The organism is Enterobacter sp. DNB-S2 (assembly GCF_019443845.1).
In the GTDB taxonomy this organism is placed as follows: domain Bacteria; phylum Pseudomonadota; class Gammaproteobacteria; order Enterobacterales; family Enterobacteriaceae; genus Enterobacter; species Enterobacter asburiae_B.
Genome location: NZ_CP050520.1, coordinates 4,259,594 through 4,286,194 on the forward strand (window position 1 = coordinate 4,259,594; position 26,601 = coordinate 4,286,194).

Consider the following 26,601-nt stretch of genomic DNA (forward strand, 5'->3'; position numbering starts at 1 on the left):
ATTATTCCCTCAGATGTTATAAGCGATTTCAATACGGCCGTCGGCTTCACCCGGCCCCATGACCTCTGCATTTGGCAGCTGAGGTGTATTTGATGCGGTAGAGTCCGGAGACAGCACAAAGGAGCCAACCGGGCTTTGAGTGGTGCCACCAGCCACGCGAACGTAAACCGGATCGCCTTTTTTCGCGGTCGCCGCGTTGCCTGCGGTAGCAGTTACGCAGATGTAACCGCGTTTCAGGTTGTCACCCACCTGATTAGCCGTCACACCGATGTAAGCAAGGTCCAGAGCAGAGGTGATCGGGAACGGACGAACCAGAATCCCTTTCACTTTGCTGATGGTGTCGCCAGACTCCAGCGGAACGAATTTATCGTTCACGTATTTACCTGGCAGCCCGTAGGACGCGAACTGCTTCGTGTGGTCCAGGCTAACCGGCTCGATGGTGAGATCACGAGGACGGGTAACGCCCCCGGCAATGCCCAGGGGCATGCGCGTTAAATATGCAGTACCTGCCATGATGATTTACCTTATTTGTTTTTTGCCCAGAATTCGGCGTTGACCTTGTTCAGCTCTGCCGGGGAAAGGTGCTTAGTGCTGATTCCGCTGTCCGTGGTGCGGGTGATGTTATTCAGCGGTGTCAGCTGATTTTTCGCCTTATGCAGCGCCACAGCGGCAGTAAATACCGCGTCGACCGTAGCCTTTGGCGCTTTGTAGAAATCATCCACTCCGAACGATTTCAGGCTGTCGCCGGTGCGCATTGCATGACTCAGCACCTGACGCTTCAGACTCTTATCACCAGCAGGCTGGAAGCCAGGGCAGATAATTTCCGCATCGGCGATCAGGTTGCGCTTAAAGGCTGCATCACCCGTCACTTTGCGGTTTTCTTCCTCGTCTTCATCAGTGGTCATGTTGCCCGGGTCCGGATCGCCGTCGGTGGTTTTACCCTCCAGCTTTTCCAGACGAGCCAGCAACGCTTTCGCCCAGGCCGGAATTTCTTCATCGCCGGTGCCGGTTTTGTCTTTGTTCGGATCGCCTTCGTCCGTAGTGGTGCGATTGCCTTCAGGTAAGGCTGTGGCCTGTGAAGGAATGTTGATGGTGATAGAGGAACCGGGGATTGAAGGCATGCCATCAGACGGCATATCCGGCGCTTCGTCGATGAGTTTTGCCAGTGCATCCTCATCTTTCGTCTTAATGGCCTGAGCCAGTTTTTTAAGCCATGACATTACAGGCTTCTCCTTTGTTGTTGATGGGATGGAATCCCCGATTGCACAGCGGCCACCAGCACGCCCCCGGTCGATGCCGACAGCGAGGTGGTTACCTGTGATTTGGTATTGCTTGCCTTTGCCGGGTGCCAGCTGCTTGTACTGCGCGTCATAGCCACAGCTGACATCGGTCAGGCCAGAATTCACCGCGTCGATTGCTTCCTGGCGTTTAATCAGCACGTCAGCAATGAGCAGATCCGATTTATCGCCGGTGCCGCGCCGGACGTTCTGAATGTGTCCGTGCGCCAGCTCTGCGAAGTTAGAAGGGTTCACGAAAACGATGTTGCCCAGACCGTCCTCTGGATGCCCCAGCGTGACGGCTACGCCCTCAAAGCTCGCCATTGTCTCCGGGGAAAACACCTCGTCTTCTGTTCGCCAGACTGTCACCGTGCCGGTGCCGTCCGGTTCGAGGTCGATTTCCTCAGGTAAATAGACCTGCGTTCCTGTGCGTGCGATCGGCACGTCTTTACACAGCAGCGAACCGTCCGCCGTCAGATAGCGCGTTTCGCCCAGGCGTGTAGTGAAGAAATATTTCATGGGTTACCTGCTCGATTACGGGCAACAAAAAGGCCGCCCGGAGGCGACCTTGTGAGATGGGAAAAATGTTCGAAATAACGGGCTATTTAACATAAGGGTTCTTACCCGCACCGACGAAAATGGACTCGATTAAAATGTCCCCTTAAAGCCGTAAAAGTAGCGATTAACTGGGCTGAAAATCGGTCTTTTCAAATACAACATTTTCATAACATTTTGCGGGTATTGCAGTTCGCATGAAATGAATGCTCAAAGCCGTATTTTTCATTTTCTCGGTGCAGGAATCTGTACTTCAGGCCAGCATTTGCAGTTCGGCAAACATCCGGCGTGTCCGGTCATACCGTCCAGCGTCGGCGGGTTATCCCAGCGCACAAACTTATCTTTCATCTTGCGGTGAGAATCGCGCGTTCCGGCTCCCTCGATACGCCACCAGTAGCCCTCTGATCCAACCGAAAGGGCTCTGGCTTGCGTCAGCGCGCCGGTAGCTCGTCCAATCTCTGTACGGGCAATCAGCTGCGCCCTGCTGGCGGCCACGTCACCGGAGGCCATGATCATCTCGTAGAGCTCGTCCGGACGTTCACCAGTGATAACCGCCTGCATTGCGCGCTGTTGTATGTCCATCACGCGATCGGCTGCTTCCAGCGGCAGGGACTTCATCAGCTGAATCTGGCGGTACACGATATCCTGCGCCACCTGCCCGACGGGGGTATTACCCACCACATCGCGCAGGCCAGCGCCGATTTCCTCTGATACCGATTTCCACTGATTCCATTCCTCCTGCTCGACCTGGGCAAACATCCTTCGCCCGACCTGCTCTGCCCAGTCGCTGATTACCTCGGAATAGTCCACCAGCGTTTTCGAAATGCTGTCAGCGCTGGCCTGTGAACCATCGTAGGTACCATCGACGATCTGCCCTATCTGGTTTGCTATCGCCAACAGGCTTTTTCGATACTGGATCTCCGAACGGCGGCGGAGGGATGGTTTCAGGTTCATCCTCCTCCCACTGGGCCTTCGCATCTTCTATGTCCTCGTCAGTGATAGAACCACCGATGCCAATCACATCAGAAATGTTCCTGAGGTCGTTAAGCGCTGCTGCAGGTGGCATCCCGAGGTCACGAACGGCGGTACCGAGTGCGGTAACCACATTGTTCGCCATCGTTGCGCGGTCCACATCTGACATCTCCCAGAGCTTGTTAAACTCGAAAGTAAAATCGTCAGGCAGTGGTTCACCGAACAGAGAACGCCAGGAGATATCGAGCAGCCAGCGGATATGTCGGCGTAAGCGTCTCTCCTGCAGCGAGTTAACCCGGCTGTAGTAGTTTTCCAGATCGCCGTCGCCAGTGTTGAAACCTGCAGGTGACTGCCCGAACAGACGAACGAGAGGAATTCCCGTCGCGCCGGAAACCTGCTCAGCGAAACGCAGGAGGACATCCGCGATACCGGCGAACGTATAGCTGTGGGTCTCGAATTTATCCCTTGAGTCCATCATGGTCATGCCTTCGATGGTCTGAAACTCACGAATCATGTCCATGTGCTTCATCAGCGACTTTTCCAGATCACCGCCTTTGGCAAGAATGTCACGAAGCTTTTCAATGCTGTAGGTTCGCAGATGTGCTTTGTGGATCAGCTGTGTGGTGCCGACCGTCGCAGTATCGAACGCCTCGATACGCTCGAAAATACGCTCCACAACAGACATCCCCCATCCGTTTTCCGTCTGGGCCTGCTGGAAGGGTAGCGTGTCGCCCTCCATGCGGATAACACGGCTGTGGTGGATCTTCCAGGGAGGAATCCCCTGCTGGTTCGTGATTACCTTGTAATATTTCGGTTTCCCAAAATCGGGACCGTAATCGGTAACGAGATCGTAATAACTCGGGTTAACCATCCAGCGGTCAAGGCTCATCACGCCCTTAAACTGCCCCTCTTTGATACGATCCAGCTTTAGCGGGGAGGACATATCCTGCCCTTCAAGCAGGACCACCAGCACCGCGCCACCGTACAATCGTGACCATTTGAGGTTATCGTTAAGACCATCCCATATAGCGAGCTCATCCCAGAAGGTTTCGAGCTTGCCCTTTTGTCCGGGTTTCAGCTTTGAGCTGATGTTAATCCCCTTGCGGGTCATATCATCGGCCATCGCATCCACACCGGCCCCCACGAGGAACGATGAACGATACGCAAACTCCAGCATCACCCTGTTACGGCTGATGTACCCCGGCATGTACATTCCGCCCGTCTGGATGTTTCTGGTGTCGCTGCCAAGTTTGGCTGTGAAATTGTTGTACCCGTCAGATGTCCTAACGGGCTGCTGTGCGCCGTTCTGGCGTTTCTTACGGGACATGTCACGCTCCAGCCAGTTTGGCCCAGGTATCAAGAGAGGAATCCATCGGCGCGTAATTAATCATTACGGCGTCAGCCAGGTTCGGCGATTTTGTGCCTTCCGGCTGTTTATCCACGAGGATTTTACCGACGGCGTTTTTCGACCACGTAGGCTGTGAAAGCTCCATCAGCAGGCGGTCAATATTTTCTATCTCGCTGCTTATCGAAATGATTTCGTCGGGGTTGTAGTCCATCCCGTTCAGCGCGCGGAAGGTGTTACGAAACAGCTTGCGGAGATGCCACCAGCTCTGTGCTTTCGCGTTTGCGAAGAAGTCTTTATTAAGGCGCGCCGCTTTACCGTTATCACCAGGAACGGCTTCATCTTCCGGATCGAATACGCTACCGCTACCACGGAAAGGCGTAGCTGTGATTGTTCCCCGGCCTTCAGCCTGCCTGAGCTCGTTTATCACGCGAGCATCGCCACGCGCACCAGCACCCAGACCGTCCTCATCGAAACGGAACTCATCCAGACCGTAATCGTCACAGTACCCAAACGATTTAACGACAGAGGCGTAGATGTCGCTGCCAATGCCAGACCATTCGTGAACGTTCTGCAGAAGGAAGCCATAGCGGCAAGAAAAGCCGTTTTTGTCTTTCCCTTCGTCTGCGATATCCATTGCGCCGAGGCGCTGGCCGCTGGGCTGAATACCCAGTTTGATATGCGCGTCGACGGCAGCCTGCACCCATTCAGAAGGAATGAGAATCCCCTCTGTGGATGCGCTGTAGTTCAGGTCCAGTTCCTGAGCAACGATAATCGGATCATCAATTTTCAGACATTCGTTGCGGTACCACTCATCATCCTTGCGCGGGTCGCTGCGCCAGTGGAACGTAAACACCGGGATATTTCCGCTGTGGCGCTTACGGGCAAACGGGTTATTCATGCCGTTGACGGATGAGAGGTCTATACGGCAGCGGGTGGTCTGTGATAGCGCAGCATCGATGAGTAATGGCCGTTTGAGGAATGCCGACTCATCCACGAAATAAAGCGTGGTACGGTCACCACGGCCAATGTTATCGCCAGCCTCTCCCTTGATGATCGCCCCTGATTCTGGAAATTCCACCTCCATGAATCTGGAGTGTTTTTTTTCATTCCAGCCACCGCGAAACTCTACCGGGAGCAGTTCAATAAATTTTCTTGCTTTCCAGAAAAGTGATTTTGGGTCGCTCGTGGAATCCACGTACATCTCTTTACGGCTACCAAAACCAATCACCATATCTTTGTTAAACAGACACAGGGAGCAGGCAAGGCCGACAGAAGTCCAGCTCAACCCCATTTCACGACTTTTCTCAGTAAGCCCGTTTTCACGATTTACGCGCCTGTCCATGATCCAGTTAATCCATTCCTCCTGGCGGGGGAACAGCAAAAACGGGATGGTCGCAGGCAGACCATAATCGAGGTTACGCGGGTCCGTCGTCATGCCCCAGTCGATGATGAACTGGGCCGGGTTAGTACGGTAAAACTCACGGAGTGCCGGAAGCATTTCAGGCGCTTTCCTGATCCGCTCCAGCCTCTCCATTCTCCACTCAAACACGGCGGTATAGTCCGGTTTGCGGAAGTCAAAGGGGAACGGGATCGGCACAGAAAAATTCCTCAAAAACGCCCCGATTTAACATAATGGTCGTTACCCGCACTGGCGCAACAGCACCCATCACGCAAACGGCGTGAAACCTCTGTTTTGAACAGAAAAGTGGTCAAATCGGGATGAATAAAACGTGCATAAAACGGGTCAAAAAGTGCATAGCGTTTTTACGGTTCGAAACGCCTGTTTTTGCAATTTTCAGCCCAGGTATTTTTTGTAGATATCGGCTGCTTCCTGCGGGGTCAGGTTCGCCGCGTCGGCTTTGGCTGCCTCGTCCATATTGTTGAACGGTTCGAAAATTTTCGGTGCTTCCAGCTCCATGAGCAGGGTTGCCGGTACTTTTATTCCCTCAGCCTCAAGCAGCTGTGCCGCCTCCAGCGCGGAGTATTTCCCGTCTACCTTGTGTTTCATCACCTCACGAAGCACATCACGCTGACGGTCCTCTTCCCCATAAACACTGCGGCCGAGTCCAAGAGCTTTGGCAAACACCGCAACATCATTGTGCGTTGGCAAAACATCCTCGACGGTGGTTTTCAGTCCATCAGGGGATTTGGTGACAATCTTTCGTTTCCGAACGTCCAGGCTTTTACCTGCAACGTTGTTAATCTTTTCCATCAGAACTTCGCGAGCCTCGGTAAAGGCACGATTAAAGTCGGCGTGTTCCTTGCGCCAGTTGCGGATAGTCGCCTCGTCAATTTCCAGTCGCTGGGCAACCATGCGGTTTGAGATCTTGTTACGGGCCAGAGCCATATCAATAACGATACCGACGTAGGCCTTCTTAAAGCTATTTTTACGGGCCATACGCTTACCTGAAATCGGGTGCTGTTTATATTTTGTTCAAAATTATTTTTCCGCATTTTGCGTGCGGAATAATTCTGAGAAAAAATCTGCTCCGGGGCCGCAAGCCTGCTGGGTTTAAGTGCGGAATTAAAAACGTCAAAAAATGCGGAGTTATCCATTTTCCGTAAAAACTGCGATTTGATGCCCGGAGGCCGCGCAGAATGGGGAGATAGTGGATCGCCCTAATATTTCCACTATGTGGATAACTCAGTCCAAATCCATCTCCACCGCTTCACCGAAAAGGTGACCGTAAACGTCCATCGTGGTTTTGATGTTCGAATGCCCAATAAGTCGGGAAACCTTCAGAATATCGACGCCTTTGTTTGCCAGGCGAGATACCGCAAAGTGTCGAAGATGATGGAATCGCTTAATGCCATAGTCGTTCAGGGTTCTGACGAGAACGCCCTGAGTGCCGTAACTGGTAGCAAGGCATGCGCCGGTAAACTGATTGCAGATAAGGGGCTCAGAGGAACCAAGCTTATTTTTATCCAGCAACGCGAAAAGCTCACGCGGCATCCTTACCCGGCGCTCAACTCCTCTTTTCAGCCCCTCATGTATAACGCCGTCAACAACATGCCCCCGGATGTCGATCCAGTCGGCTGACACGTCGTTATAAGTAACCGCAAGAGCCTCACCGATGCGCAGGCCACAAATCCCGAGCCAGCACGCGATACGCTCACGAACTGGCGCGTTATTCAGTAGCTCCCTGACCGATGATGATGGCGGTATGGTGATGGGTCGACGCTTCCGGCGCGCGGGACGGTCAACAGGGTTAAAAGTGATGAGCCGCTTTTCCACCAGCAGGAAGAAAGCCGAACGAATCCAGCGATGGCAGCCGGTGCGAACCGAATCAACGATATCGCGATGGCTGATATGGAGAATATTTTTTTCCAGTATCGGCCCGTCTACAGCAAGAAGATCGTGACGGCATTTCGTATATGACGACAGCCGTATGATATTTTTTTCCAGCTTGCCGGCCTGATACCCCAGATAAAACAGAATTAACTTTCGGAAAGTCCAGGAATGGTCTATTCCGGTCCAGCTGGCGGTTCGACAATCCAGCTCGATATTCTGTTTTTGCCAGAAAAGATGTGCGGCATCATCAATATTCTTAAAAATGCGGCGGCGTCCATGACCGGATTTTTCATCCTTCCAGTGGACGTAATATTTTGATTGTCCATTGGCATCAGTGGATTCTTTTATCGAAGCCATACTGAACAATCCCCACTCAAAAAACATTATCAAAGCCACTCAGGGAATGACTTTTGTAATGTCACGCTGGCAATAGTCATTGCCTGCCCTTCTCAATTTCACGTATTCCAGCCAGCTGGTTATTCGCTTTTTCGATGGCGGCCAGTAGTGGCTTGACCCAGAGAACAGCTTGGCAATAAGTCAGCGCGCTGGTGGTAGTGGTGCTATCACCGGCTGCGTCAGCGTTCCCGGAATCGGTGTGCATTGCGCTGGCACGTAAACTGTTCGCGTAGCTGAGCAGCCCACCAGCGACATCAGCAGGAACAGGCAGATCACATGTTTTTTCACGGCGGAGGATCTCCCGATATTCGATAACAGTTTTATCGGAGCTGGCGTCAATCAGTGAATTTAGTCGGCTGGCGTTTTCGGCCACCTGGTTAAACCGGTTAAAGTTGAAAGCCTGAGCAGCGATAACCGTCCCCTGCAGGATGTTGTCATTGCGCAGAACAGCATTATCGCTTTTCAGTGTAGCGACGTCAGAACGGCTAATTGCCAGCAGAGCGCAAAGTACGGCTACAACGATAACCACGGCCACAATCACTATCGAACGCCATGCAGCTTTGATATCAGTAAATGTAATCATATCGTTGCCAATGATAAATTTAGCGCTGCGACATTCAGCGGAGTATTCATATCTGATACCCTGTCTAATTATTTAGGAGGATTTTTATGCGTTTTTTAAAAAATACAGCGTGGCCGTGCATAACCGTGATAGTCGCTTGCATTTCATGGGTTCTCGTAAATGGTGACAAAGTTATTGATAACGTAAATGCCTTCCAAACATGGTACGGAACCTCGAAAGCGTTAGAGGGTAAATGGAACAACTCTACCGAAAATGATATTGATCCTCCCGAATGGTTATCGAATCAGAAAGACTTCGTTGAAGTTCGCATTACACTGAAAGATTCAGTTATTGATGGAACAATCAGTTCTGGGAGGTTAAAAAAGTTGTATCCATACGATTTTGTGCTTCTCACTGGTGAGAAAAGGAGCTTCCGAGATACCTTAGATGCTTACGCATTTGACTTTGTGCTAGGTAAAAAAATCAACTTCGGTTCCTTTGTTATCTACCGCGATGGTGAGCGTCTATACGTGGATGCCGATGAAACAGCACAGCAGTATTTCCCAAAGCGATCCATTCTTTTAAAAAAAACGGATATCGCATTCCCAGAAATAAAATCTGATAAATCAGGGAATGAAGAAGGCGAGGCAGACAAAAACCCACCAATAAGGGGAGTCACGCCAAATCAGGTAGATAGCAATCAGTAAAAGAGGAAGATTCATAAACCATCCAGACAGAGCGCTTCTTCCTTACCAGCGCGAGTAACCAGACCAGGCAGAACTCGACCGCCACCGTAAACCCAGCGAGGAAATTGGTAGCACGCCGCCTTAAGGTCACCTTTTCGGAATAGGGAGAACATTGTCGAGCTCCGCATATTGCCGCACCCGGCGCGGAACGTTACTGATACCGCCGCACTGAAAGTATTATCTGGAAGCTTTTTTCCGTTGGCGTACCGGTTAACGCAGGATTCAGCATCGAGGATATTTTTTTCCCATTCAGCCGCGATCTGCTGGTCGTTTTTAACTGTGCCGGGTTTAACGCCGTGGGTGTTTCCCATGCCATCGGTGAGCACGCCAGCGGGGCAAACATAAGGATCACGACGACATGACTCCGCGTTACCGATGAGCTCAAGTCCGCGCTCATTTGTTCGAACATGCCCGTTACCGAGCACTATCACGATGATCGCAGCAACTGAACAAACAATACCCGCAGCACCTGCCTTTCTATTTTGCATTTGCGTTTATCCTGTTAATGGCATCTGTAACAACCTTGACGCTTGCCGGACGATCCGCAGGAGGTAACTTTCGGGCATCATCAAAATATTTTTCCAGCAACTGAGTGCGGCGCCGGTCCTCTTTATGGAGTTTTCTGGCGTCAAGCCGACCGGATATAAAAGAGGCCAGAGAAAGAAGTACGCCAATCAGACCGAAAAACATGAAAACCATGTCCTGGGTTGAAAATCCCAGAGCCGCTGATACAGCTGCCAGCCACGCGAAAAACTGGGTAATTACATTACCTGACTGGTCATTCATACGATGCATTCCACACCTCCGGGTTCGGGGTGCTGTGTGTTAAAAGATGAAGTTAAATTTTGCGGAAAGCGTACGACGCGACGCCTTTACGCCCTAACTGGCATTCGATTGTGTTTTGCTCTGCGCAGGTGAAGCCCTGCTCTGCAAACCAGCGCCTGATACCTTCATCAGTGAAATACCAGATATGCTCGTTCTTTCTGAAATGATGGGAGCGGAGAATGTCTCCGGCATCAGTGAAAATCGGGATCGACACGAACACATATTCACTGGCCTGCTGTACCGCCAGCTCCGGCTCGTCGATGTGTTCCAGTACATCCCACATCGTCAGTGCTCGCCACTTGTTGGCGTAGAGGTCAGCGAATGCGCCCGCTCGTTCAGCCAGGCGATACCAGCCGGATTAACGTCATACCCCAGCGTTCCCGGTCGGGTAGAGACGAACTGACCGGCACCGATACCAACATCGAGAACAGGTCCGTGAAAATGGCGCTCCACCAGTTCAATACGGGATTGCGTTAAAGCTCTGCCCGTTTCGGTGTCGGCCAGCTGCTGATACTTTGCGAAATACTGCTCGTCATACGGGCGTGATGCCGGAACGGGGTAACGTCCGATCCCCAGCTCCGGTAAAAATACCAGCCCGCTTTCCAGTTCCTGATAAAACGACTTCATGGAGCCAGGCCTCGAATTTATCGGAGAAATTTGAAATCCGCTTGTCGCAGTGGTGCTCCCATGCTTCACAGCGGCAGTAATTGTCGGGAATTGCCCAGCCAACACGAGAAAGGTCCATCGCCGGATCGGTTACGATTTCCGGGGCGTTGTGACCACCTCGCCCACCAGCGACAACGTACACCGGCGTTTTATAGGCAATAGAAGCAGGAAGCGCCCAGCCCACCGGCGTAACCACCACGGCGGCATGCTCAATCAGGCGCATCAGCGATTTGAAGTTGAGCTGGCCGGAGTGCATGCGCAGATCTGCTTCGGGAAGTTCGCCGACGGCCCACTCCTCCCCCTCCTGCAGGTCAGCCACGCTGATTACGCAGAAATGCTTTCTCAGTAGCCGGGATGCCTGCAACAGGTAATCCGGATCAGGATTACGGGAGTCACTGCGCCATTCACTGCGAACAGTAGCCGGACGAATTACCGCGATCGGCTTTTCAGACGTAAATTCAGCGGGTCCGTAAGAGGGCAAGTCGAGTTCTGACGGCTCGGTGCCAAACTGCTGGCGCATCGCGTCAAATATTGAACCGCGCCGTAGATGATCCGGACCGTAGAAAATCCGTTTTGTCTGGCGCATATCTGGCGGCAGGTGAAAAGCGGCCTGCGTCCGGTACTCGTTTTTGCGCTGCGTACGGAGCGTTGTAAAACTGCGAACGGGCAGAACGGGCAAATCTTCATACAGTTCGGGCCAGGCGGTCCGGATATAAGTACCGGCGGGCAACTGCTTAACGAAAGCGCGTTGGTAGATGTTGTCACCCATGCCCAGCATGCCTTCAATGAATAGAGGAACGTTTAACATGCTACCTCGCGTAAAGCCTCATTGAGGCCGAGACGCCGGAAGCACTTAAGCGCTGTCTGGCGGCTACTGTTGATGATATTCACCTTACCGGCCAGCGCTCTGGCGGTATTGGCAAACTCCCCGCGCCATCGCGTGACACTCTCTGCTGTAGGGTTATCCAGCCCGACGTGATCACCATGCCAGTGACTACCGCCATTAATGGAGCAGTCAAACCCTAACAGGATGATGTTTTTCGCCCCCTGGCTGGCAGCAAACAGAATTGAGCGCTGCCCGGAGTTGAAGGCCCACCGGGTATCTGTATCAAACAGATTTAGCCCATAGCGTTTATGAGCCCGGTAATTACAGGTCCAGCGAGAGGCGGAGGACGGCAGAACATCGATGTTTGCATCCCACCAGCGCAGATCACCCGCGTAAATGTATTCACAATCAGGCACGGCTCGCCAGGTGGAGTTAACAGCAATAACCGGCAGCCCCGATCCGGAGATCAGTTCGCAATCTGATTTATTGAGAGACGGGCCGGATGCACAAATGATGAATGTATTCATTCGCGGCGACCAAATTTAGGCATAAAAAAACCCGCTCGGAGGCGGGTTTGATTTCGTGCAGGCGCAATAACCTACGATTTGAAGCATACACGACAAGTTCGGACAAAATCAAGCTTAAAGTGGCTAATATGCTAAATTTTGTTCATATCATCACGAAAGCTAGTTGCGTCCTGAAACGCCGAGTCTGCTTTTTGTTCTTCTCTGTAGCAGACGTCGACAAGCCCCTCCAGAAACGGTTTCCAGTTACGGGTCCACGTTCTGACGTGCAGATCTGGAACTCGCTTCAGTATCGCTTTATAGGCTGCAGTAGACGGTACCCCAGAAAATCCATTTCCGCTGCAGCGCTCGCAGGTTTTGAACACCGGCGCGCCGCGCTCGCTTGTGGCTTTGCGGTCGAGCACCTCACCTTTGCCGCCGCAACGGCATCGGGCCAGCAGCTCACCTTTACCGTTACACGCCGCGCATTTACGCTTGACCAGTTCGTGCTTGATTTTCGGCGGTACGATTTCCATTCCGTCAGAGTTGAAGACTCCAGGATGTTTGATCACATCCTCATACTGAGAGGTTAATCCGCTGCCGCTGCAGCTGTGACACGTCACGCTGGTTTCCGCTGAACGGGAGTATTCAGCAAAGGCGAATTGTGCCAGCGTCAGCATACACCAGCCAAATTCGCCTGCTGCTGCTTTACGTACATTCCTGGGCGCTGATTCCATTGCATGACGCGCCAGAGCCTGTACTGCCAGCTGCTCATCGCTTTTGCTGATCCCGGTCTTACCAAAGAAGGCAGCCAGACCAAACCGCGCTCGGCTGCTGGTGGTACCAATGGCCGCCATAACATCAGTGCCGGTGATACGATCCGGAGAGGTTCCTTTCACGTCGTCGCTGATGTGCATTCCCTGAGGGCTAAAATGTTTTAGTGATGCCTCCAGTTTCATTCTTCACACTCCCCTACCAGGTTAAGAATAACCGCCGCGCCGTCGTCGTCCATGTATTCAGATTTTTCGCTTTTCATGAACCAGCGGCAGACTTCCACGGCCTCAGCTCGTGTAACTGGTTTGATGGTTACGAGCAATTTTTCAAGGTAGCGCTCGCGGTCATGTACTGATTCGTGGTGTCCGGAGTAACCGTATTCGTGTTCGAGCTCGTTCCCGGCAGTGTTGCGAACCCAGTAAAGCCAATCCCAATAAATCAGTTCACGCACGACATCCGAAAGCGTGTGTGGCTCTGGCAAAACATCACGATAACCATCGACAAATGCCCGGCGCTGATCGTCAATTTCGTTAATACGTCCGCCGTTAATGCTGCCAGCTTTCTTCTCGGCCTGAGTCCAGCCCCAACGGTAATCGTTGATAAATTTCGGGGAAGACTTGATCACGCGCTCAGCCTCCACATCATCCATAGCAGCTTCGTAACTGCCAAAAATGGCGCGTACATCAGCCGCCTTTTTAATGTTCTCGCGGGCGATCTGAATGCTACGGGCCGGGTTATCCATGCCGATGGTACCGAAAGCAACCTGGAAAGGATCGCCACCATTCGCCAGCAAATAACGCGCGTAACGTTCCTCGGCCTCTTTTGGGGAGATTTCAATTTTCTCCAGCGCGGCTTCGGCTGCGTCCAGAAGTGCGGGTTCGTTCAGACGGATCACCTCCAGCACCCAAAGATAAGCGTCAGTTTGCTTATGCCCGGTGATTCTCCGTTGCTCGGGCAGAGGCTTGATGTTTGCGAGGGCGGAGCTGTGCGCTGCCGTCGGGATGGTGAATAGTGCTTTATGTTCGTTGTTATCAGTACGCATTACGCAGCCGCCTTTTTCTTGTGGAAAACCAGCTCACGAACCTGATCACCGTTCATGAGCATATTGTTGAAATCATCGTGATCCGGCCAGTACACGCTCACGCGCTGCAGGTCATTCTTTGCCAGCAGATTGGCATGAGCGCATTCATACGCAGCCGCCAGCCCGGTAGCGCTGTTCTCGTCGCGGTCGGCAAAAATAATCAGGTGCTTAACACCAGCAGGAACGCGGAATTTCTTCATGAAATTTGCCGTCATAGTCGCCCAGGTATTCACGTTATAAATCTGGTGCGCAGATAGGGCCGTTTCGATGCCTTCGGCAATGCCCAGGGTGCTGGCGACCGGGAACATACGGATCGCAACTGACCGGGCATGATCGAGATAGTTATCTTCCTGTAGTGATTTCTGTCGCTTTGCGCTGGCCCCGATATCAGCCTTTTTTGCGCCATCGAGTAACGTCTGGTGGAGGTAACACAGTTCCCCTTTATCGTCCGTTGCCAGTGAATAGATCGACTGGTAGACACGGCCGTTATGCCGTTGCTTTGGGTTTAACCGTACCGCCTCGGCTGGAAGCTTAAAAATACCGCGAGAATTAAGGTAATCGGCGCCGGATGTACCGCGCAAAGGAGCCATTTTTGCAAAATTGTTGAGTACCTTTTTCCGCAGTTTAGAAGCGTCACTGGCTTCAGGCACTTTGTCACGCCTGAACGTATTGCCGATCAGCTCATCAATTTCGCGGCAAACCTCGTTAAATGGTTTGCCCTGGGTTTTGGTAACCAAGTCCAATCCCGTACCGTAGCCGCAGGTGCAAATCCAGGTTCCCGCGCCGTCGCGGTCATCGATGCGGAATTTACCAATCGAATCACAAAGCGGACATTTGCCTCTGAAATGGTGTTTACCGGTGATCGGCGGCAGTCCGTAATGTTCGAAAATCATGGCCCATTGGCCTTTTGCTGCTTCTGCCGTCTTCATGCTCGTTTTCCTAACTGCAGTTTGATATCGCTAATCGCTTTCTGTGCATGTTGTACTGAGGATGGGGCTGCCGTGCCTGATGCCTCCTGCAGACGCTTGGCCTTCTCCTGCCCTTTCGCATACGCAATCAATTTGTGCCGGATGAAATTAGAGACGGTCGGCGTGATCTCCATCGGGAAATCGCTTAACCCGTTAGGCCACTCGTCAAACCGTTCTCGAAAGGTGTTTGCGCACCAGCCATCGCTGACGGGCTTTTTCCCCTGCGATACGCGCTGGCGCTGATAGAATTTGATCTGACTCCACCAGGCCTGTTTCTCTGCCTTCGTGGGCTGATGCTGGTTTTTACCCAGCTTTTTGAGTTTGCGGCCTGTGTCGGTATCGACGTCCTCACCGCCCAGCGGCTTATGCCCACATTTCGGGCATACATAGACGCCAGCTGGCTTCATGTAATGGCATTGAGAGCATTCGTGTGGCAGTTTTTCGGCCCGTTCCTCAGCTGCTCGGCGCGCGCTTTCCTCCATCCCGTCAGACTTACCGGGAAGATCGTCGTACTCGATTGAATCCGGATAACCCAGACGGTGCACGGTGCCGCTGTGATCGAAGATGAGGCAGGACTCTTTACCCGGTGCGGTGCGCAGGCCACGCCCTAGCGCCTGCAGCCAGCGAATTTCGCTTTTTGTTGGCCTGGCGTAGATGATGCAACGAACGTCACTATCGAAGCCGGCCACCAGAACGCCCACACTAACGATGATTTTCGTTGCACCAGTTTCAAAGCGGTGAATGATGGTCTGGCGCTCATCCACTGGAGTGTCGGCGGTCATGACCTCAGCGTTAACACCCGCCAGGTTAAACTGGATTGTCAGGTAATTGGCGTGGGCTACGTTGACACAGAAAGCGATGGTAGGCAGATCCCGGCCATTCTCCAGCCAGTTCTGTACGATGTCGCCCACCAGCGTAGAGCCGCACATGATTTCAGCCAGCTGCGTTTCGTTGTAATCGCTGCCGTACTCAAGCGATGCTTTGGTTTTAACGCCTTTCAGATCCGGCTTAGTTGGCGCGTAAAATTCGTAATTACTCAGATCGCCACGCTGGATTAACTCGCCGATGGTGGTCGGCTTAATCAGTCGGTCATAGTATTTGCCCAGGAACGGGGAAAACGGAGTACCCGACAGACCAATCACCTTTACGCCTTTGCCACGCAGACGTTCGATATCCTTCAGGATGCGTTTTTTGCGCAGGTGCGCTTCGTCGATAATCAGCAGATCAATATTTTCAGGAAAAACACGACGAATAAGCGTGTCGGCGCTGGCAATTTGAATTTTCCGGTCCGGATTGTAGTTCGGGTGATCCGCCCAGATATAACCGATTTCATCGCCCGGTAATCCATACTCCACGAACCGATTAGCCGTCTGACCGATCAGGATGGTGTACGGTGCACAGAACAGGACGCGCATACCACGGCTGACAAACCCGGCAACGATGAAGGCGGCCAAACCCGTTTTACCGCTACCAGTTGGCGAGTACACCATGAAGGTGTCGTTTGCCTTCCAGTCACGGCGCAACATGTTTAGCGCTCGTTCCTGTGCAAAATTCGGCGTGATCGTCAGCTCCATTGTGCTGCCCCCGTGCTGATGAGATAATCATTTTGTGATGTGGTTTTCATGGATTCCCCCTCACATGGCTGGTGGCCTCCCCAAAGGCTGCCAGCCTCCCTTCTGATTCAGCTCCTCTGAAAAATCACTCTTCCAGGAAGAACCCTTTTCGTTTCTCAGCGCCTGAGCGCTTTGTACTACCTTGCTGATACAGGCGTTTTTTTAAATTGCGCCCTTAAGACAGTGATCTACTTAACCAATAGATCTCTCCTGTTGGAAAAGACCCTATTCCTGCCCCTACACCCAATCCCCCTTACCCCCTTTCCCTCTTCCCCATAAAAACGTACTACTTCCCTAGTACATATGAGGAGTTGGGTCAGTTGGTTGCCAACCTGAACAGGCACCTTTAAGCCTGCTTCTGTTCGGGTACCTTTAAACCCGAAACAATCAGGATCGCGATTGCGTTCCAGCCAGGGGAGGTTCGGCGGTATACCCCTGTAAAGCTCTGCCCTGATTTCTCACAAACAGGCGAAGCCTTGTGTTTGCTTCATGCCTTGCCCGGTTCTCCTTGCGGTATGAAACGGGTTCGGCCTCGAACGTCTCCTGATACACAGCTGCATAACGCTGGATAGCTTTTTGTCGTGCAGTTGGTGTCAGGCTAAGTAACTGCTGCTTAATCCACTCGGCATCCGCATGACTAAAATCGGAAGGTAAGATGCTGAGTAACTCAGGCTCTGGTTTCATCGCTTCGCCGCTTAGATGGGAATGCTTTGTTTTCAAAAGCTGAAACAGTCCCTTCCTCAGAAATCACAACAAAGATTTCCCGACCGGCTCTTAATGCTTTGCTTATGGCAATTTGCGTTACTCCGAGCGCTGCGCCAGCTCTTACCTGGCCGTGCTCTTTCACGTATTCCTTAAGAGTAATCTGGTTCATACGTCCTCTACGATTAAATACTACTAAAAGTATTAAAATGAAGGGTACTATAGGTAGGAGACATAATCAAACTTTTGGTATTAAATCAGGCTATGGAAAAGAAAAGCAGATTGACGACAGAACAGCTTCAAGACGCAGCGCGCCTTAAGGCCTTGTATGACTCGAAGAAAAAAGAATTGGGCATCACCCAAGCTGATATGGCCGACGAACTGGACATTTCTCAGGGAGCTGTCGGTCATTACCTGAACGGTAGAAACCCACTGAATCTTCCAGTTGCAGCTAAGTTTGCGAAACTGCTTCATGAGCCGATTTCGAGTTTCAGCCCAGCTCTTGCTAAAGAAGCTGAGCTGTTATCTCAGGTATCAAACGTTACTTATCATGGCCCGGCCAAACCACGTGGGACATACCCGCTCATTAGCTGGGTAAGTGCAGGGGCATGGTGTGAGGCTATAGAACCGTACACACTCAAAGACATTGATGAATGGTACGATTCCGATGCACACATTGAAGGTCAAGGATTCTGGTTGAAAGTCCAGGGTGACTCAATGACTTCTCCTGTCGGTATGAGCATTCCTGAAGGTATGTACGTTTTAGTCGATACAGGTAAAGAACCAATCAATGGGAGTTTAGTAGTTGCCAAGCTTACCGACGCAAACGAAGCGACCTTTAAAAAACTGGTAATTGACGCCGGGAAAACCTATCTCAAGCCATTGAATCCTCAATATCCTCTCATTCCAATCAACGGCAATTGCAGGATCATAGGTGTCGTTGTTCAAGCTATGATGTGGCTCTGATTAAGCTACTAACAGTACAAAACCTGTCCTCCTGACAGGTTTTTTTTATTTCTTTACATTTCAATAAGTAAGCACATCCTCGCCACAAAACTATACTTTTAGTATTGCAGATACTAAAACATCTAGTATTATTCATTTCATCGGCAAGTGACGGAGCCAGAGAAATGAAAAGAGATCCACAAGTGGTAACGGGTAATAGGCACTTTGATATTCATAAAAAAATCAAAGAAAGCAGAAGCCATTGGGTATATTTAAAAACAGCGCAACCCTATCAGGGCGATGCTAATTACGAATTTATCACCAATCTTATCGATGGGATAGAATTTGCGATTTACCAAAGATATGAAAACTATTTCGTATTAGTTGATTTTTTCAAAAGCTATGATGATGCCTGTGATGAAGCTAAAAAAATCATTGATGAGCATCCTGATATTAAAAATATGTTTTCCGCTAGATCATTGATTAAATAAATATAGAAATAAATATAACGCCTTAACTGGCGTGGCCAAACTCACCCTGAGGAAATGAAAATGCAAAATTCACTTTCTTTCAACGAGCCAATTAAAACACCACAAATGCTTTTCGGCTCAGACAATATTAATGATTTTGGAAACAGAGTTAAGAGCTGCAGGATGGAAGGTGATTCAATGCAGCCGACTATCGAACCCTGTGAGATTGTAGCTTTCGTTGATTGTGGAGGCCGCGTTCTTACCCCCGGAATTTATGTTTTTACGGGCGATGTTTTTGGCCGTAACTGCCTGTTCATCAAGCGAATAGAACCCTTGTCGGACGGGACACTAAAGATTATTTCTGACAATCTCCATTACCAAACTTACACGCTTAATGCCGGTGAGCAAAAAGACATACGTATTCACGGAAGAGTAGTCGCATCTTTAGCTGTGAGGCGCTTCGTATGACTTTCATCAAAGATAAAACGGCATATAGATCAGCATGCCTTTATGCGGCCTGCGGTTACGAGGTAATCGCTCGACTTTACCTTAAAAAAGCATATGGACGGTAATTATGAGCGTTTTAAAAAGGCAGGATATTCAGGGCGTGAATATCAAAGCAGAACAGTTATCTGGTTTGTCGCAAACATTATATGAATATCACGACAAGCTCGACCGATTTCAACTTAAAACTCTATGCGCTCTGGTTTATGACCTGGCCGCTGAGATTCACGGATGGACCGAAAAGGAGGAAGAAATAGTTATGAGTTTGGAGGAAGAACAGCGCAATGGATAAATTAATAGAAACATATCGACGCCGAATACTTAAAGCCTCGTTATTACGCCATCAGCGTAAAACCGGAAGCACCTGCATCATTATTAATATGCCTAAGGGGGGAATAAACACAGTCGAATTAACAGAAATACTGCTTGATGGTCTGTTGAGACGATTCGAAAAGCTGGCTCTCAGTGAATACGGGAATATTGACGGCGTAAAAGCCATCAGAGGAATTTACAGCAACGCCGTAGATGTGAATGGCAGCGGTGAGTTCCTGACAGAAAGCGGAAAGGCATTAATCGACGATCTTATTTCTGAGCTGGTCGAGTTTGCCAAGAAACAAAAGACAGTCACAGCGGAGACAAACCATGAGTGACCAGACACCAATTATCACGCACGAACCAGTAAATATCGTGCTGACAATCGAGAACGGGAAAGTTATCCACGCGCGCCCGGTTCATAACGGCGAGGTTACAGCATCGCTGGAGACTTTTTTATGGATGGCTGAACAAGCCGGTTACACGATCACCCCACCAGCAGGAGAGAAGGACAATGGCCCTGACAGCGATACGAATTCCTGAGTGGGTGCACCTCCAAGCGGTCCATGTCCTCCGCCAGTTCAGAGCCAGGCGGATTCATCCCTGCCGTATACACGGCTCCGGAAACCTGAGCCTGAGGGTTAATCGCCGCTGGCGGCTGCTGTCCCGAGACGGCGGCCAGAACTGGGAAGTGATGAGCCATGAACGATACAGCAAATTGAAGGACAGAAAATGAAAATTCAACATCAGGACTATGGCGCCGTGGCGAGCATCGTTATCACAAGCACTCTGTTTGAGTTCCGAAAACATAACAGAGTGGTAGATGTCACGCTGCTACACACACCCGGCATCGTAGCAACCCGTAGCGGGATGTTCTTCATGAGGACTGTTTTATCCGGCAAATCTCGGGACATGCTGCGTGCATACAGAGCTGTTTTTCGGGAGGCGTCACGATGAAGTATTTCCTCCTCTCTATGCTGTTTGGCCTGTTGCTGGTGGCCGTCGTTTTCGGCGCGCTGATTGAGTATAAATTTTTGATAGGTTTCTGAGGTATGCCATGAAAAAAGGTACCACTGAAATTATTGCACGCTTGACCCGTTTAGCGGTGGAGGCCAAAGAACTGGGGCTCGCCACAATTCCCATCGACCCGGAAAACATGTTGATGGTGCTGGGGGAGCTGCCGGCTAGTTCGGCCGAAAAGTCGGCCGATTGCCAGAATGACTATCAGGCTGCGATCGACATCTTGCGCGACAGAGCTGCTCACGAACTCGATGGTGGTTTTCGCGCTCATCACAACGCCCTGATTTATGCCGCTAATGAACTGGAAAATGCCCAGGCTTTCGGACGGGAGGTCAGCCATGAGTCTTGACTGTGTACCCCTTTCTACGTACTGCAGGGACGCGGGGGAAACGGTAGAAGCCGTTAACAAACGGATACAAAGGGGTTATGGAAGGAGGGAGTACATGTATTAAAAGTCGATGGCGTTAAAGAACGCTGGATTGACTTAACGGAGGTTTCAAAGTGGGCAAGAAAGAACAAGGATCATTATCTCTCCCAAGAGGAGTAACCATCCGCCAGCATAAAACTGGCGACACTCTGGTTATCACTTTCACATACAAAGGGGTTCTGTGCCGGGAGCCCCTCTCCAAAATGGAAGCAAACGCGCGCGGTGTGAAGTACGCCGAGCGCCTGCTCGGGGAGATACAAAACCAGATCGTCAGTGGCACCTTTGAATATGCGAAATATTTCCCCAACTCCAAAAAGCTGGAGCTGTTCGGGGTGGTGAAGAAAACCAAAAACATAAAGTCCTACCTGGACGAGTACCTGAAAATCTGCCAGAACCGCAACCTGTCCCCGTCGACTATCAACGGTTATGAAAAATGCCTGTCGGCGCTGTCAGCTCTGCATAAACTCCACGTGTCAGAACTGACGCCAGCGGTCCTTAAAAACTGGATAGCCAGCCGGAAAACAAAGCTGAAAACGACCAGGAATAACCTTTCGTTTCTGCGCAGCGCCATCGATGAAGCTGTTACGGATGGCCTGCTGACCATTAACCCGGTAACCCTCGTCAGCGCCAGCCGGTACCACGTGATCGACAGCAGCCCGAGCGCCGACGATTACGAGGTTGACCCGTTCACGCCAGCGGAGACCCTCGCCATTTACCAGAGCTGCAGGTACCCGGAATGGGAAAACCTGTTCCGCTTTGCTTTCAATACCGGTCTGCGGAGCTCAGAACTGTGCGCGCTGCGCTGGCCTGATCTCGACACCATCGCGAACACAGCCCACGTTCAGGCGGCCAGTGTCGTAGGGGTACTTAAAGGCACCAAGACAAAAGCCGGTACCCGTAAGGTGGAGCTGAACAGTGAGGCGCTGGCAGCCCTGCAGGCGCAGAAGCAATACACCTTTATGAAAAGCGAGTTCATATTCAGCGACCCGAAAACGGGAGAACCCTGGGCGAACGCCGACGCTATCCGTAAAAAAGCATGGGTGCCGACCCTGAAAAAAGCTGGCGTGCGCTATCGTAACCCGTACCAGACGCGGCACACATTCGCCACCAAGCATATTAGCCAGGGCGTTAACCTCTTCTGGCTTGCAGGACAAATGGGCCACAAAGGGCCGGAAATGATATTCCGCAACTACGGTAAATACCTGGCTGAATATGACGGTAAAACCGCGATTTCAGCCGCGCTGTAGCGGGGAAATATTTCAAAATGTTGGACAGAATCAGGACGTTAGACAGACCTCGATATGCACGTAAAATGCACTTGAGGCCTGTCACAGTGACAGAATTGTTTATTTTCAATGAGTTAAACACTTCTCGGACGCGAGTTCAACTCCCGCCAGCTCCACCAAAATTCTCCACCGGTGATTACCAGAGTCATCCGATGAAGTCCTAAGAGCCCGCACGGCGCAAGCCCTGCGGGCTTTTTTGTGCCTGCAATTTGTCCCGCGAAGTCCGAAGAAAACTAATTAAATCCGAACCTTTTAGGCCCATTGATAGGCCCAACGAAAAGCTCTATTGTTTTCGTTGGGCCTAAACGCATGGAGACTCCCCATGGCAAGAAAAACCAAGCCGTTAACTGATACGGAAATCAAAGCCGCCAAACCTAAAGATACCGATTACCAGCTGTATGATGGTGATGGGCTGACCCTGTTAATAAAGTCCAGCGGTAGTAAGCTCTGGCAGTTCCGTTACTATCGGCCTCTAACCAAACAGCGAACCAAACAGAGCTTCGGTGCCTACCCTGCAGTCTCACTTTCTGATGCGCGTAAACTCAGAGCTGAATCTCGAGTTTTGTTGGCGAAAGACATTGATCCTCAGGAACATCAGAAAGAACAGATGAGAAATTCTCAAGAGGCCAAAACCAACAATTTCCTGTTAGTTGCTGAGCGTTGGTGGAATGTGAAGAAAGCCAGCGTAACAGAGGACTATGCCGACGACATCTGGCGTTCGCTTGAGAGAGATGTTTTCCCAGCAATCGGTGATATCAGTGTCACTGAGATTAAGGCTCATACTCTGGTTAAAGCAATGCAGCCGGTTCAGGCCAGAGGGGCATTAGAGATAGTTCGACGCCTTTGTCAGCGAATTAATGAAGTCATGATTTATGCGCAGTACACGGGCCTGATTGATGCGGTTCCCAGCGTAAACATCGGGAAAGCATTCGAGAAACCGCAGAAGAAAAATATGCCGAGTATCCGCCCGGATCAACTTCCACAGTTAATGCAAACAATGCGTACAGCAAGTATCAGTGTGTCCACGCGGTGTCTGTTCATGTGGCAGCTTCTCACCATCACCCGTCCTGCCGAAGCTGCTGAGGCTAGATGGGATGAGATCGATTTTGTTACTAGCGAATGGAAAATTCCTGCAGCTCGAATGAAGATGAACCGGGACCATACGGTTCCATTATCCAATGAGGCTCTCTCTATTCTGGAAATGATGAAGTCACTCAGTGGTGGCCGAGAATTTATCTTTCCCAGTCGGATTAAGCCTACACAGCCAATGAATAGCCAGACAGTGAATGCAGCCCTTAAGCGTGCTGGCTTAGGAGGCGTTCTCGTATCACACGGTTTACGTTCTATCGCTAGTACGGCCCTCAATGAGGAAGGGTTTCTGCCTGATGCCATTGAAGCAGCATTAGCCCATGTGGATAAGAATGAGGTACGTCGTGCTTACAACCGCAGCGATTACCTTGAGCAACGACGCCCAATGATGCAGTGGTGGGCTGACTTCGTTACGACTGCAGACCATGGGCGTATAATTGAAGAGGGAATGAAAGGAATGCGGCTTGTTGGTTGATTAGTATCGGCTGATGCGCACTTATTTATGGGGCGAATAAGTTTAATATTAATTCCCACTATATTCTACAATTGGAAGTAAGGTTCCATAAAAAAGCTATTAATTAAATGTCATTCGTTAACTCACTAAAAAATTGAAACTCTTTAGTTCACATATTAAAGTAAACTTTCAATGTTGCAGCAAAAACGGATAGATTAAAGCAGCACCGCCTTCTAAGAAGGCGGCTTTTACAATTCTCAACCATTCATACCTGCACGTGCTTCTTCCATGAAGTTGATTCTTCCTGTCGACATACCAAATTTTTTGTATTTATAACGAAAATATGCCGACATACGATCTTCATGCGTTGACATGATTATCTGCCGGTCCCGAAATTCAGTACGAAGCAACTCTACAAATCCTGCCACATTGATTTCATCCAGTGTCTGGACAGGATCGTCTACTAGCAACAAAGTATGTTTCGCGTATCGCTGGTTCAGCGCGAGCGTAAATGACAGCACCAGTGCTGAAAGCTGACCCGAACTCATGGAAAAGACAGCATCATGCCCATGCCCAGGTGTTTCATTAAAAGCTATTGAATTACCGTCATTTTCTATAAAAATGCCTAGCCCTTGCTGATAACTTTGCATAAGGCGGCCAGAATAGATATGAAAAAGGATCTCAATTTCTTTGACGATAGATTCAAGATATAATCTTTTCTCGTCTTCATATATTTTTTTGAGTTTGCGTAGATACTCTTTAAATCTGATGGCTTTTTTGATCAGCAGATCTGCTTTGTTATACTCCTGTTCACACTCCAAGATAAATTTAGAAGACGCAATGGCATACTGTTGCTCCAGATATACTTTTTTTAATTCAAGACGTTGGGAGGTAACTTGTTCAACGGCCAGTGGATCGTTTTTAAAAATCTCTCGATAAATCTTCTCGTAATCATCAAAAATGCAGCTATCGTCAAAGGATTTAAACCTTTCCCGGACCTGACGTTCTAGTTCGTCTGTTGCTTGCTGCGTTACAGGCTCGAAATTTTCAGACAGAAGCTCCTGAATATTGATACCTGCCGTCTGAAGATGTTGATAATAATTTTCCAGCCACTGGGTTTGCTCTTCTGTTAAGCTTAAGAGTTGACGCTTACGTTCAACAATCTCTTTCTTTTGCTCTAGACAGGACTGCAGAGCCAGTTCGATAGGCTCCTGCCAGTTGCGTCTGAAGCTTACTAATGTTTGTGAGAATTGATTATTTTGTTGAGCTGCTAAAGTTTCAAGTGATTTGCTCTGACTTTCAATTCCTTCGAGAAGCGTTGTTGCCGTCGGCCAAGGATGTCCGCATGTCGGACAAATATTTGTGGGATCGCAATGTGCCTGATGCTCCCTGAACGCATTCAACAAGAGTTCACGTGTCTGTATTAGTTGCGCGTAGCATTCCTGAACTTTGTCTGCGGTAGTCAACTGTTGTTTGAGTCCGGCGACCTGTCGCTGAAACTCCTCTGCTGTTATGTTGGGTGGAAGGAGTGGTACCAATGGAGCTGTAATTGACAGGCGATCCTCGCTAATAGCCTTTATTAGGTCTTTGAAGGCGTCACTTATCGCAAGTGCGGCATCAAAGCAAGCGACCTCTTCCTCCCATTTATTTATGTGTTCAAGTGGACGATAAAACATCAACAGACGTTGTTGCAGTTCCTTTTTAGGTAGAAGTTTATTCACCAATTCATTATTATACAGTTGATTTTTATAATGCTTAAAATTATCTATAAAACGTCCAACGCGAAACAATTCCCCATCTGCGGATAGCCACTGTTCAAATTGTTTTAGACCAAACTCTACTACTTCACGATCCCATGGCTGATCCGTAACTTCAATAATTCTTTCGTATGTGACAGAACTACCTGCCGGTAACAGCTGCTGCTTAGCTGTATCCCATTTATCTTTAAGTTGTTTCAGTTCATTTTTTTTCTGCGGGTTACACAAATTTCCTATTTTGATCGACGCCTGTGTAATGTTATTAATTTTCCCCTGAATATCACCAATATCGAAAAGGTGTGCAATCTGACCCTGTCTGTCTTTTTCCTTTTGTTTTAATAAGCGAGTATTTTCTTCCTGCTCAACATAATGGAATAATTCAAAATCACGCTGATAATGTTCACCGAGTAAGGTTGAAAGATAAGTTTCTTCTTGTGAAATGGCTTCAACCCGCTCCGCACTAAAGTCTACTAATTCATAAAGAGGTAACCTTAGATCAGTTACACCTTTATGCTCGTCCAGTACAGCTTTACTGGCCGCTCGCTCAAGGAAATGGCTCTGACCATTAACTACAATCTCTGCACGAATGGAAAGCCAGGAATTTACCTTTGCTTGTTTGAATAGCCAAGGGCAGCCTGTTTTCAGGCTACGCCGATCCACTGTCAGTTCTTCAAGTTCAATATAGCGACGAATCTTTCCTGTCAGCAGGAGCTCCATAGCGTCAAAAAAAGATGATTTACCGAAACCGTTGGGGCCATCAAGAACGACGAGATGATCGCTTTCAAGGGTTAACTCAAGCTTTTCAAAAACTTTAAAATTACGTACTTCTAGACGCTTAACTATCACTTTCATAGCCTGCCTCCAACAATTTCGCATTCATGTAGGTCAATAAATCTTCCGGCAGCACATCCGGCGATGTGATCTGATTTGCTAGAAAATCAATAGCCGAATCTGTTGCAAGCAGGACATCTGGATTAGCTGTACGCTGGATTTTTTCTCGAATATTTCTCTCGAGACTGGCTAGATCGGAATTACCCGAACTATTAACTGCAATAAAGGGAAGCTTTATTGCAATCCTGTACAATAGGCTTTGCCAGCCGCCTTCTAGATAGTTTGATTTATATTCAGTAAAGGTGCTAGGAGTTGTAATTGATTCACGGAAAACCATTGAAAAACCATGACTTTCAATCTGTTGACGAAGCGCTTCTAATTCTTCGGTAGTGTAAGGAAG

Annotated in this window: 34 protein-coding genes and 1 pseudogene; 13 read left to right on the forward strand and 22 right to left on the reverse strand. The window is 49.9% G+C overall.

The window, feature by feature from the left end; all coding sequences use genetic code 11:
* Nucleotides 1-9: 9 nt before the first annotated feature.
* From HB664_RS20520 to HB664_RS20555, 8 genes are all read right to left on the reverse strand, one after another.
* A complete protein-coding gene (locus HB664_RS20520; RefSeq protein WP_023325706.1) occupies nt 10-513 on the reverse strand; it encodes a hypothetical protein in 504 nt (167 codons plus the stop codon).
* 11 nt (nt 514-524) lie between these two features.
* Complete coding sequence (locus HB664_RS20525; RefSeq protein WP_219940122.1) at nt 525-1,796, reverse strand: DUF2213 domain-containing protein; 1,272 nt, start codon at nt 1,794-1,796, stop codon at nt 525-527.
* 261 nt (nt 1,797-2,057) lie between these two features.
* Entirely contained in the window at nt 2,058-2,591 is a 534-nt protein-coding gene (locus HB664_RS20530) for a phage minor head protein (protein WP_032629703.1), read from the reverse strand.
* A gap of 70 nt (nt 2,592-2,661) precedes the next feature.
* Complete coding sequence (locus HB664_RS20535; RefSeq protein WP_047364206.1) at nt 2,662-4,131, reverse strand: DUF1073 domain-containing protein; 1,470 nt, start codon at nt 4,129-4,131, stop codon at nt 2,662-2,664.
* 1 nt (nt 4,132) lies between these two features.
* The gene (locus HB664_RS20540) at nt 4,133-5,749 is read right to left on the reverse strand and encodes a TerL protein (RefSeq protein WP_219940123.1); all 1,617 of its coding nucleotides are present in this window, start codon (nt 5,747-5,749) and stop codon (nt 4,133-4,135) included.
* Nucleotides 5,750-5,947: 198 nt separating this feature from the next.
* On the reverse strand, nt 5,948-6,550 hold the full coding sequence (locus tag HB664_RS20545) for a hypothetical protein (protein WP_023325711.1): 603 nt from the start codon (nt 6,548-6,550) through the stop codon (nt 5,948-5,950).
* A gap of 246 nt (nt 6,551-6,796) precedes the next feature.
* A complete protein-coding gene (locus tag HB664_RS20550; RefSeq protein ID WP_219940124.1) occupies nt 6,797-7,801 on the reverse strand; it encodes a tyrosine-type recombinase/integrase in 1,005 nt (334 codons plus the stop codon).
* Between the two features lie 76 nt (nt 7,802-7,877).
* Entirely contained in the window at nt 7,878-8,423 is a 546-nt protein-coding gene (locus tag HB664_RS20555; RefSeq protein ID WP_219940125.1) for a hypothetical protein, read from the reverse strand.
* An 86-nt stretch (nt 8,424-8,509) separates the two neighbouring features.
* Here HB664_RS20555 and HB664_RS20560 point away from each other — a divergent pair, with 86 nt between their 5' ends.
* A complete protein-coding gene (locus HB664_RS20560; RefSeq protein WP_165556465.1) occupies nt 8,510-9,109 on the forward strand; it encodes a hypothetical protein in 600 nt (199 codons plus the stop codon).
* Between the two features lie 11 nt (nt 9,110-9,120).
* Here the strand turns inward: HB664_RS20560 and HB664_RS20565 are convergent, their stop codons facing one another.
* The 12 genes from HB664_RS20565 to HB664_RS20610 form a co-directional block, all read right to left on the reverse strand.
* Entirely contained in the window at nt 9,121-9,636 is a 516-nt protein-coding gene (locus HB664_RS20565; protein ID WP_219940126.1) for a lysozyme, read from the reverse strand.
* The gene (locus tag HB664_RS20570) at nt 9,626-9,943 is read right to left on the reverse strand and encodes a hypothetical protein (protein WP_023325716.1); all 318 of its coding nucleotides are present in this window, start codon (nt 9,941-9,943) and stop codon (nt 9,626-9,628) included. The genes HB664_RS20565 and HB664_RS20570 overlap by 11 nt, the downstream gene beginning before the upstream one ends.
* 43 nt (nt 9,944-9,986) lie before the next feature.
* Nucleotides 9,987-10,256, reverse strand: a complete 270-nt coding sequence (locus tag HB664_RS22910) for a class I SAM-dependent methyltransferase (protein ID WP_258235845.1) — start codon at nt 10,254-10,256, stop codon at nt 9,987-9,989.
* A gap of 2 nt (nt 10,257-10,258) precedes the next feature.
* On the reverse strand, nt 10,259-10,600 hold the full coding sequence (locus HB664_RS22915) for a hypothetical protein (RefSeq protein WP_258235846.1): 342 nt from the start codon (nt 10,598-10,600) through the stop codon (nt 10,259-10,261).
* Nucleotides 10,506-11,447, reverse strand: a complete 942-nt coding sequence (locus HB664_RS20580) for a hypothetical protein (protein ID WP_219940127.1) — start codon at nt 11,445-11,447, stop codon at nt 10,506-10,508. Before HB664_RS20580 ends, HB664_RS22915 begins: the two co-directional genes overlap by 95 nt.
* Nucleotides 11,441-11,992, reverse strand: coding sequence for a hypothetical protein (locus tag HB664_RS20585; protein ID WP_103142039.1), 552 nt, complete (start codon nt 11,990-11,992; stop codon nt 11,441-11,443). Before HB664_RS20585 ends, HB664_RS20580 begins: the two co-directional genes overlap by 7 nt.
* A gap of 131 nt (nt 11,993-12,123) precedes the next feature.
* Nucleotides 12,124-12,927 carry an antitermination protein gene (locus tag HB664_RS20590; RefSeq protein ID WP_165556461.1) on the reverse strand — a complete coding sequence of 268 codons (804 nt, stop codon included), beginning with the start codon at nt 12,925-12,927 and terminating at the stop codon, nt 12,124-12,126.
* A complete protein-coding gene (locus tag HB664_RS20595; RefSeq protein ID WP_219940128.1) occupies nt 12,924-13,784 on the reverse strand; it encodes a helix-turn-helix domain-containing protein in 861 nt (286 codons plus the stop codon). Before HB664_RS20595 ends, HB664_RS20590 begins: the two co-directional genes overlap by 4 nt.
* Nucleotides 13,784-14,752, reverse strand: coding sequence for a toprim domain-containing protein (locus HB664_RS20600; RefSeq protein ID WP_023325720.1), 969 nt, complete (start codon nt 14,750-14,752; stop codon nt 13,784-13,786). The genes HB664_RS20595 and HB664_RS20600 overlap by 1 nt, the downstream gene beginning before the upstream one ends.
* Complete coding sequence (locus tag HB664_RS20605; RefSeq protein WP_219940129.1) at nt 14,749-16,365, reverse strand: DEAD/DEAH box helicase; 1,617 nt, start codon at nt 16,363-16,365, stop codon at nt 14,749-14,751. The genes HB664_RS20600 and HB664_RS20605 overlap by 4 nt, the downstream gene beginning before the upstream one ends.
* A gap of 426 nt (nt 16,366-16,791) precedes the next feature.
* On the reverse strand, nt 16,792-17,088 hold the full coding sequence (locus tag HB664_RS22920; RefSeq protein WP_063201834.1) for a hypothetical protein: 297 nt from the start codon (nt 17,086-17,088) through the stop codon (nt 16,792-16,794).
* Nucleotides 17,072-17,278: a Cro/CI family transcriptional regulator gene (locus tag HB664_RS20610; RefSeq protein ID WP_060569205.1), complete on the reverse strand. Its 207-nt coding sequence runs from the start codon at nt 17,276-17,278 to the stop codon at nt 17,072-17,074. Before HB664_RS20610 ends, HB664_RS22920 begins: the two co-directional genes overlap by 17 nt.
* A gap of 92 nt (nt 17,279-17,370) precedes the next feature.
* Between HB664_RS20610 and HB664_RS20615 the strand changes: the two genes are divergently transcribed.
* The 12 genes and pseudogenes from HB664_RS20615 to HB664_RS20655 all read left to right on the forward strand — a co-directional run bounded on the left by HB664_RS20615 (nt 17,371) and on the right by HB664_RS20655 (nt 23,634).
* On the forward strand, nt 17,371-18,072 hold the full coding sequence (locus HB664_RS20615; RefSeq protein WP_103142036.1) for a LexA family transcriptional regulator: 702 nt from the start codon (nt 17,371-17,373) through the stop codon (nt 18,070-18,072).
* A gap of 164 nt (nt 18,073-18,236) precedes the next feature.
* Nucleotides 18,237-18,542 carry a hypothetical protein gene (locus tag HB664_RS20620; RefSeq protein WP_063201841.1) on the forward strand — a complete coding sequence of 102 codons (306 nt, stop codon included), beginning with the start codon at nt 18,237-18,239 and terminating at the stop codon, nt 18,540-18,542.
* Between the two features lie 60 nt (nt 18,543-18,602).
* Nucleotides 18,603-18,989: a S24 family peptidase gene (locus tag HB664_RS20625; RefSeq protein ID WP_219940130.1), complete on the forward strand. Its 387-nt coding sequence runs from the start codon at nt 18,603-18,605 to the stop codon at nt 18,987-18,989.
* A 106-nt stretch (nt 18,990-19,095) separates the two neighbouring features.
* A complete protein-coding gene (locus HB664_RS20630) occupies nt 19,096-19,317 on the forward strand; it encodes a hypothetical protein (protein WP_219940131.1) in 222 nt (73 codons plus the stop codon).
* Nucleotides 19,310-19,675 (forward strand): hypothetical protein, encoded by a 366-nt coding sequence (locus tag HB664_RS20635; protein WP_182014129.1) that lies wholly within the window; start codon nt 19,310-19,312, stop codon nt 19,673-19,675. Before HB664_RS20630 ends, HB664_RS20635 begins: the two co-directional genes overlap by 8 nt.
* Nucleotides 19,668-19,880 carry a hypothetical protein gene (locus HB664_RS20640; protein WP_219940132.1) on the forward strand — a complete coding sequence of 71 codons (213 nt, stop codon included), beginning with the start codon at nt 19,668-19,670 and terminating at the stop codon, nt 19,878-19,880. The genes HB664_RS20635 and HB664_RS20640 overlap by 8 nt, the downstream gene beginning before the upstream one ends.
* Nucleotides 19,852-20,073 (forward strand): hypothetical protein, encoded by a 222-nt coding sequence (locus HB664_RS22925; protein WP_087449364.1) that lies wholly within the window; start codon nt 19,852-19,854, stop codon nt 20,071-20,073. The genes HB664_RS20640 and HB664_RS22925 overlap by 29 nt, the downstream gene beginning before the upstream one ends.
* The gene (locus tag HB664_RS22930) at nt 20,070-20,294 is read left to right on the forward strand and encodes a hypothetical protein (protein WP_059387148.1); all 225 of its coding nucleotides are present in this window, start codon (nt 20,070-20,072) and stop codon (nt 20,292-20,294) included. Before HB664_RS22925 ends, HB664_RS22930 begins: the two co-directional genes overlap by 4 nt.
* 100 nt (nt 20,295-20,394) lie before the next feature.
* Nucleotides 20,395-20,706 (forward strand): hypothetical protein, encoded by a 312-nt coding sequence (locus tag HB664_RS20645; protein ID WP_219940133.1) that lies wholly within the window; start codon nt 20,395-20,397, stop codon nt 20,704-20,706.
* Nucleotides 20,696-20,904 (forward strand): annotated as a pseudogene (locus tag HB664_RS22935) (excisionase). Before HB664_RS20645 ends, HB664_RS22935 begins: the two are co-directional and overlap by 11 nt.
* Nucleotides 20,859-22,031, forward strand: a complete 1,173-nt coding sequence (locus HB664_RS20650; protein ID WP_032625797.1) for an Arm DNA-binding domain-containing protein — start codon at nt 20,859-20,861, stop codon at nt 22,029-22,031. Before HB664_RS22935 ends, HB664_RS20650 begins: the two are co-directional and overlap by 46 nt.
* 361 nt (nt 22,032-22,392) lie before the next feature.
* Nucleotides 22,393-23,634 carry an integrase gene (locus HB664_RS20655; protein ID WP_219940134.1) on the forward strand — a complete coding sequence of 414 codons (1,242 nt, stop codon included), beginning with the start codon at nt 22,393-22,395 and terminating at the stop codon, nt 23,632-23,634.
* A 236-nt stretch (nt 23,635-23,870) separates the two neighbouring features.
* Here HB664_RS20655 and HB664_RS20660 read toward each other — a convergent pair whose 3' ends face one another.
* Nucleotides 23,871-26,222 carry an AAA family ATPase gene (locus HB664_RS20660; protein ID WP_219940135.1) on the reverse strand — a complete coding sequence of 784 codons (2,352 nt, stop codon included), beginning with the start codon at nt 26,220-26,222 and terminating at the stop codon, nt 23,871-23,873.
* Nucleotides 26,206-26,538, reverse strand: coding sequence for a hypothetical protein (locus tag HB664_RS20665; RefSeq protein WP_219940136.1), 333 nt, complete (start codon nt 26,536-26,538; stop codon nt 26,206-26,208). Before HB664_RS20665 ends, HB664_RS20660 begins: the two co-directional genes overlap by 17 nt.
* Between the last annotated feature and the right edge of the window lie 63 nt (nt 26,539-26,601).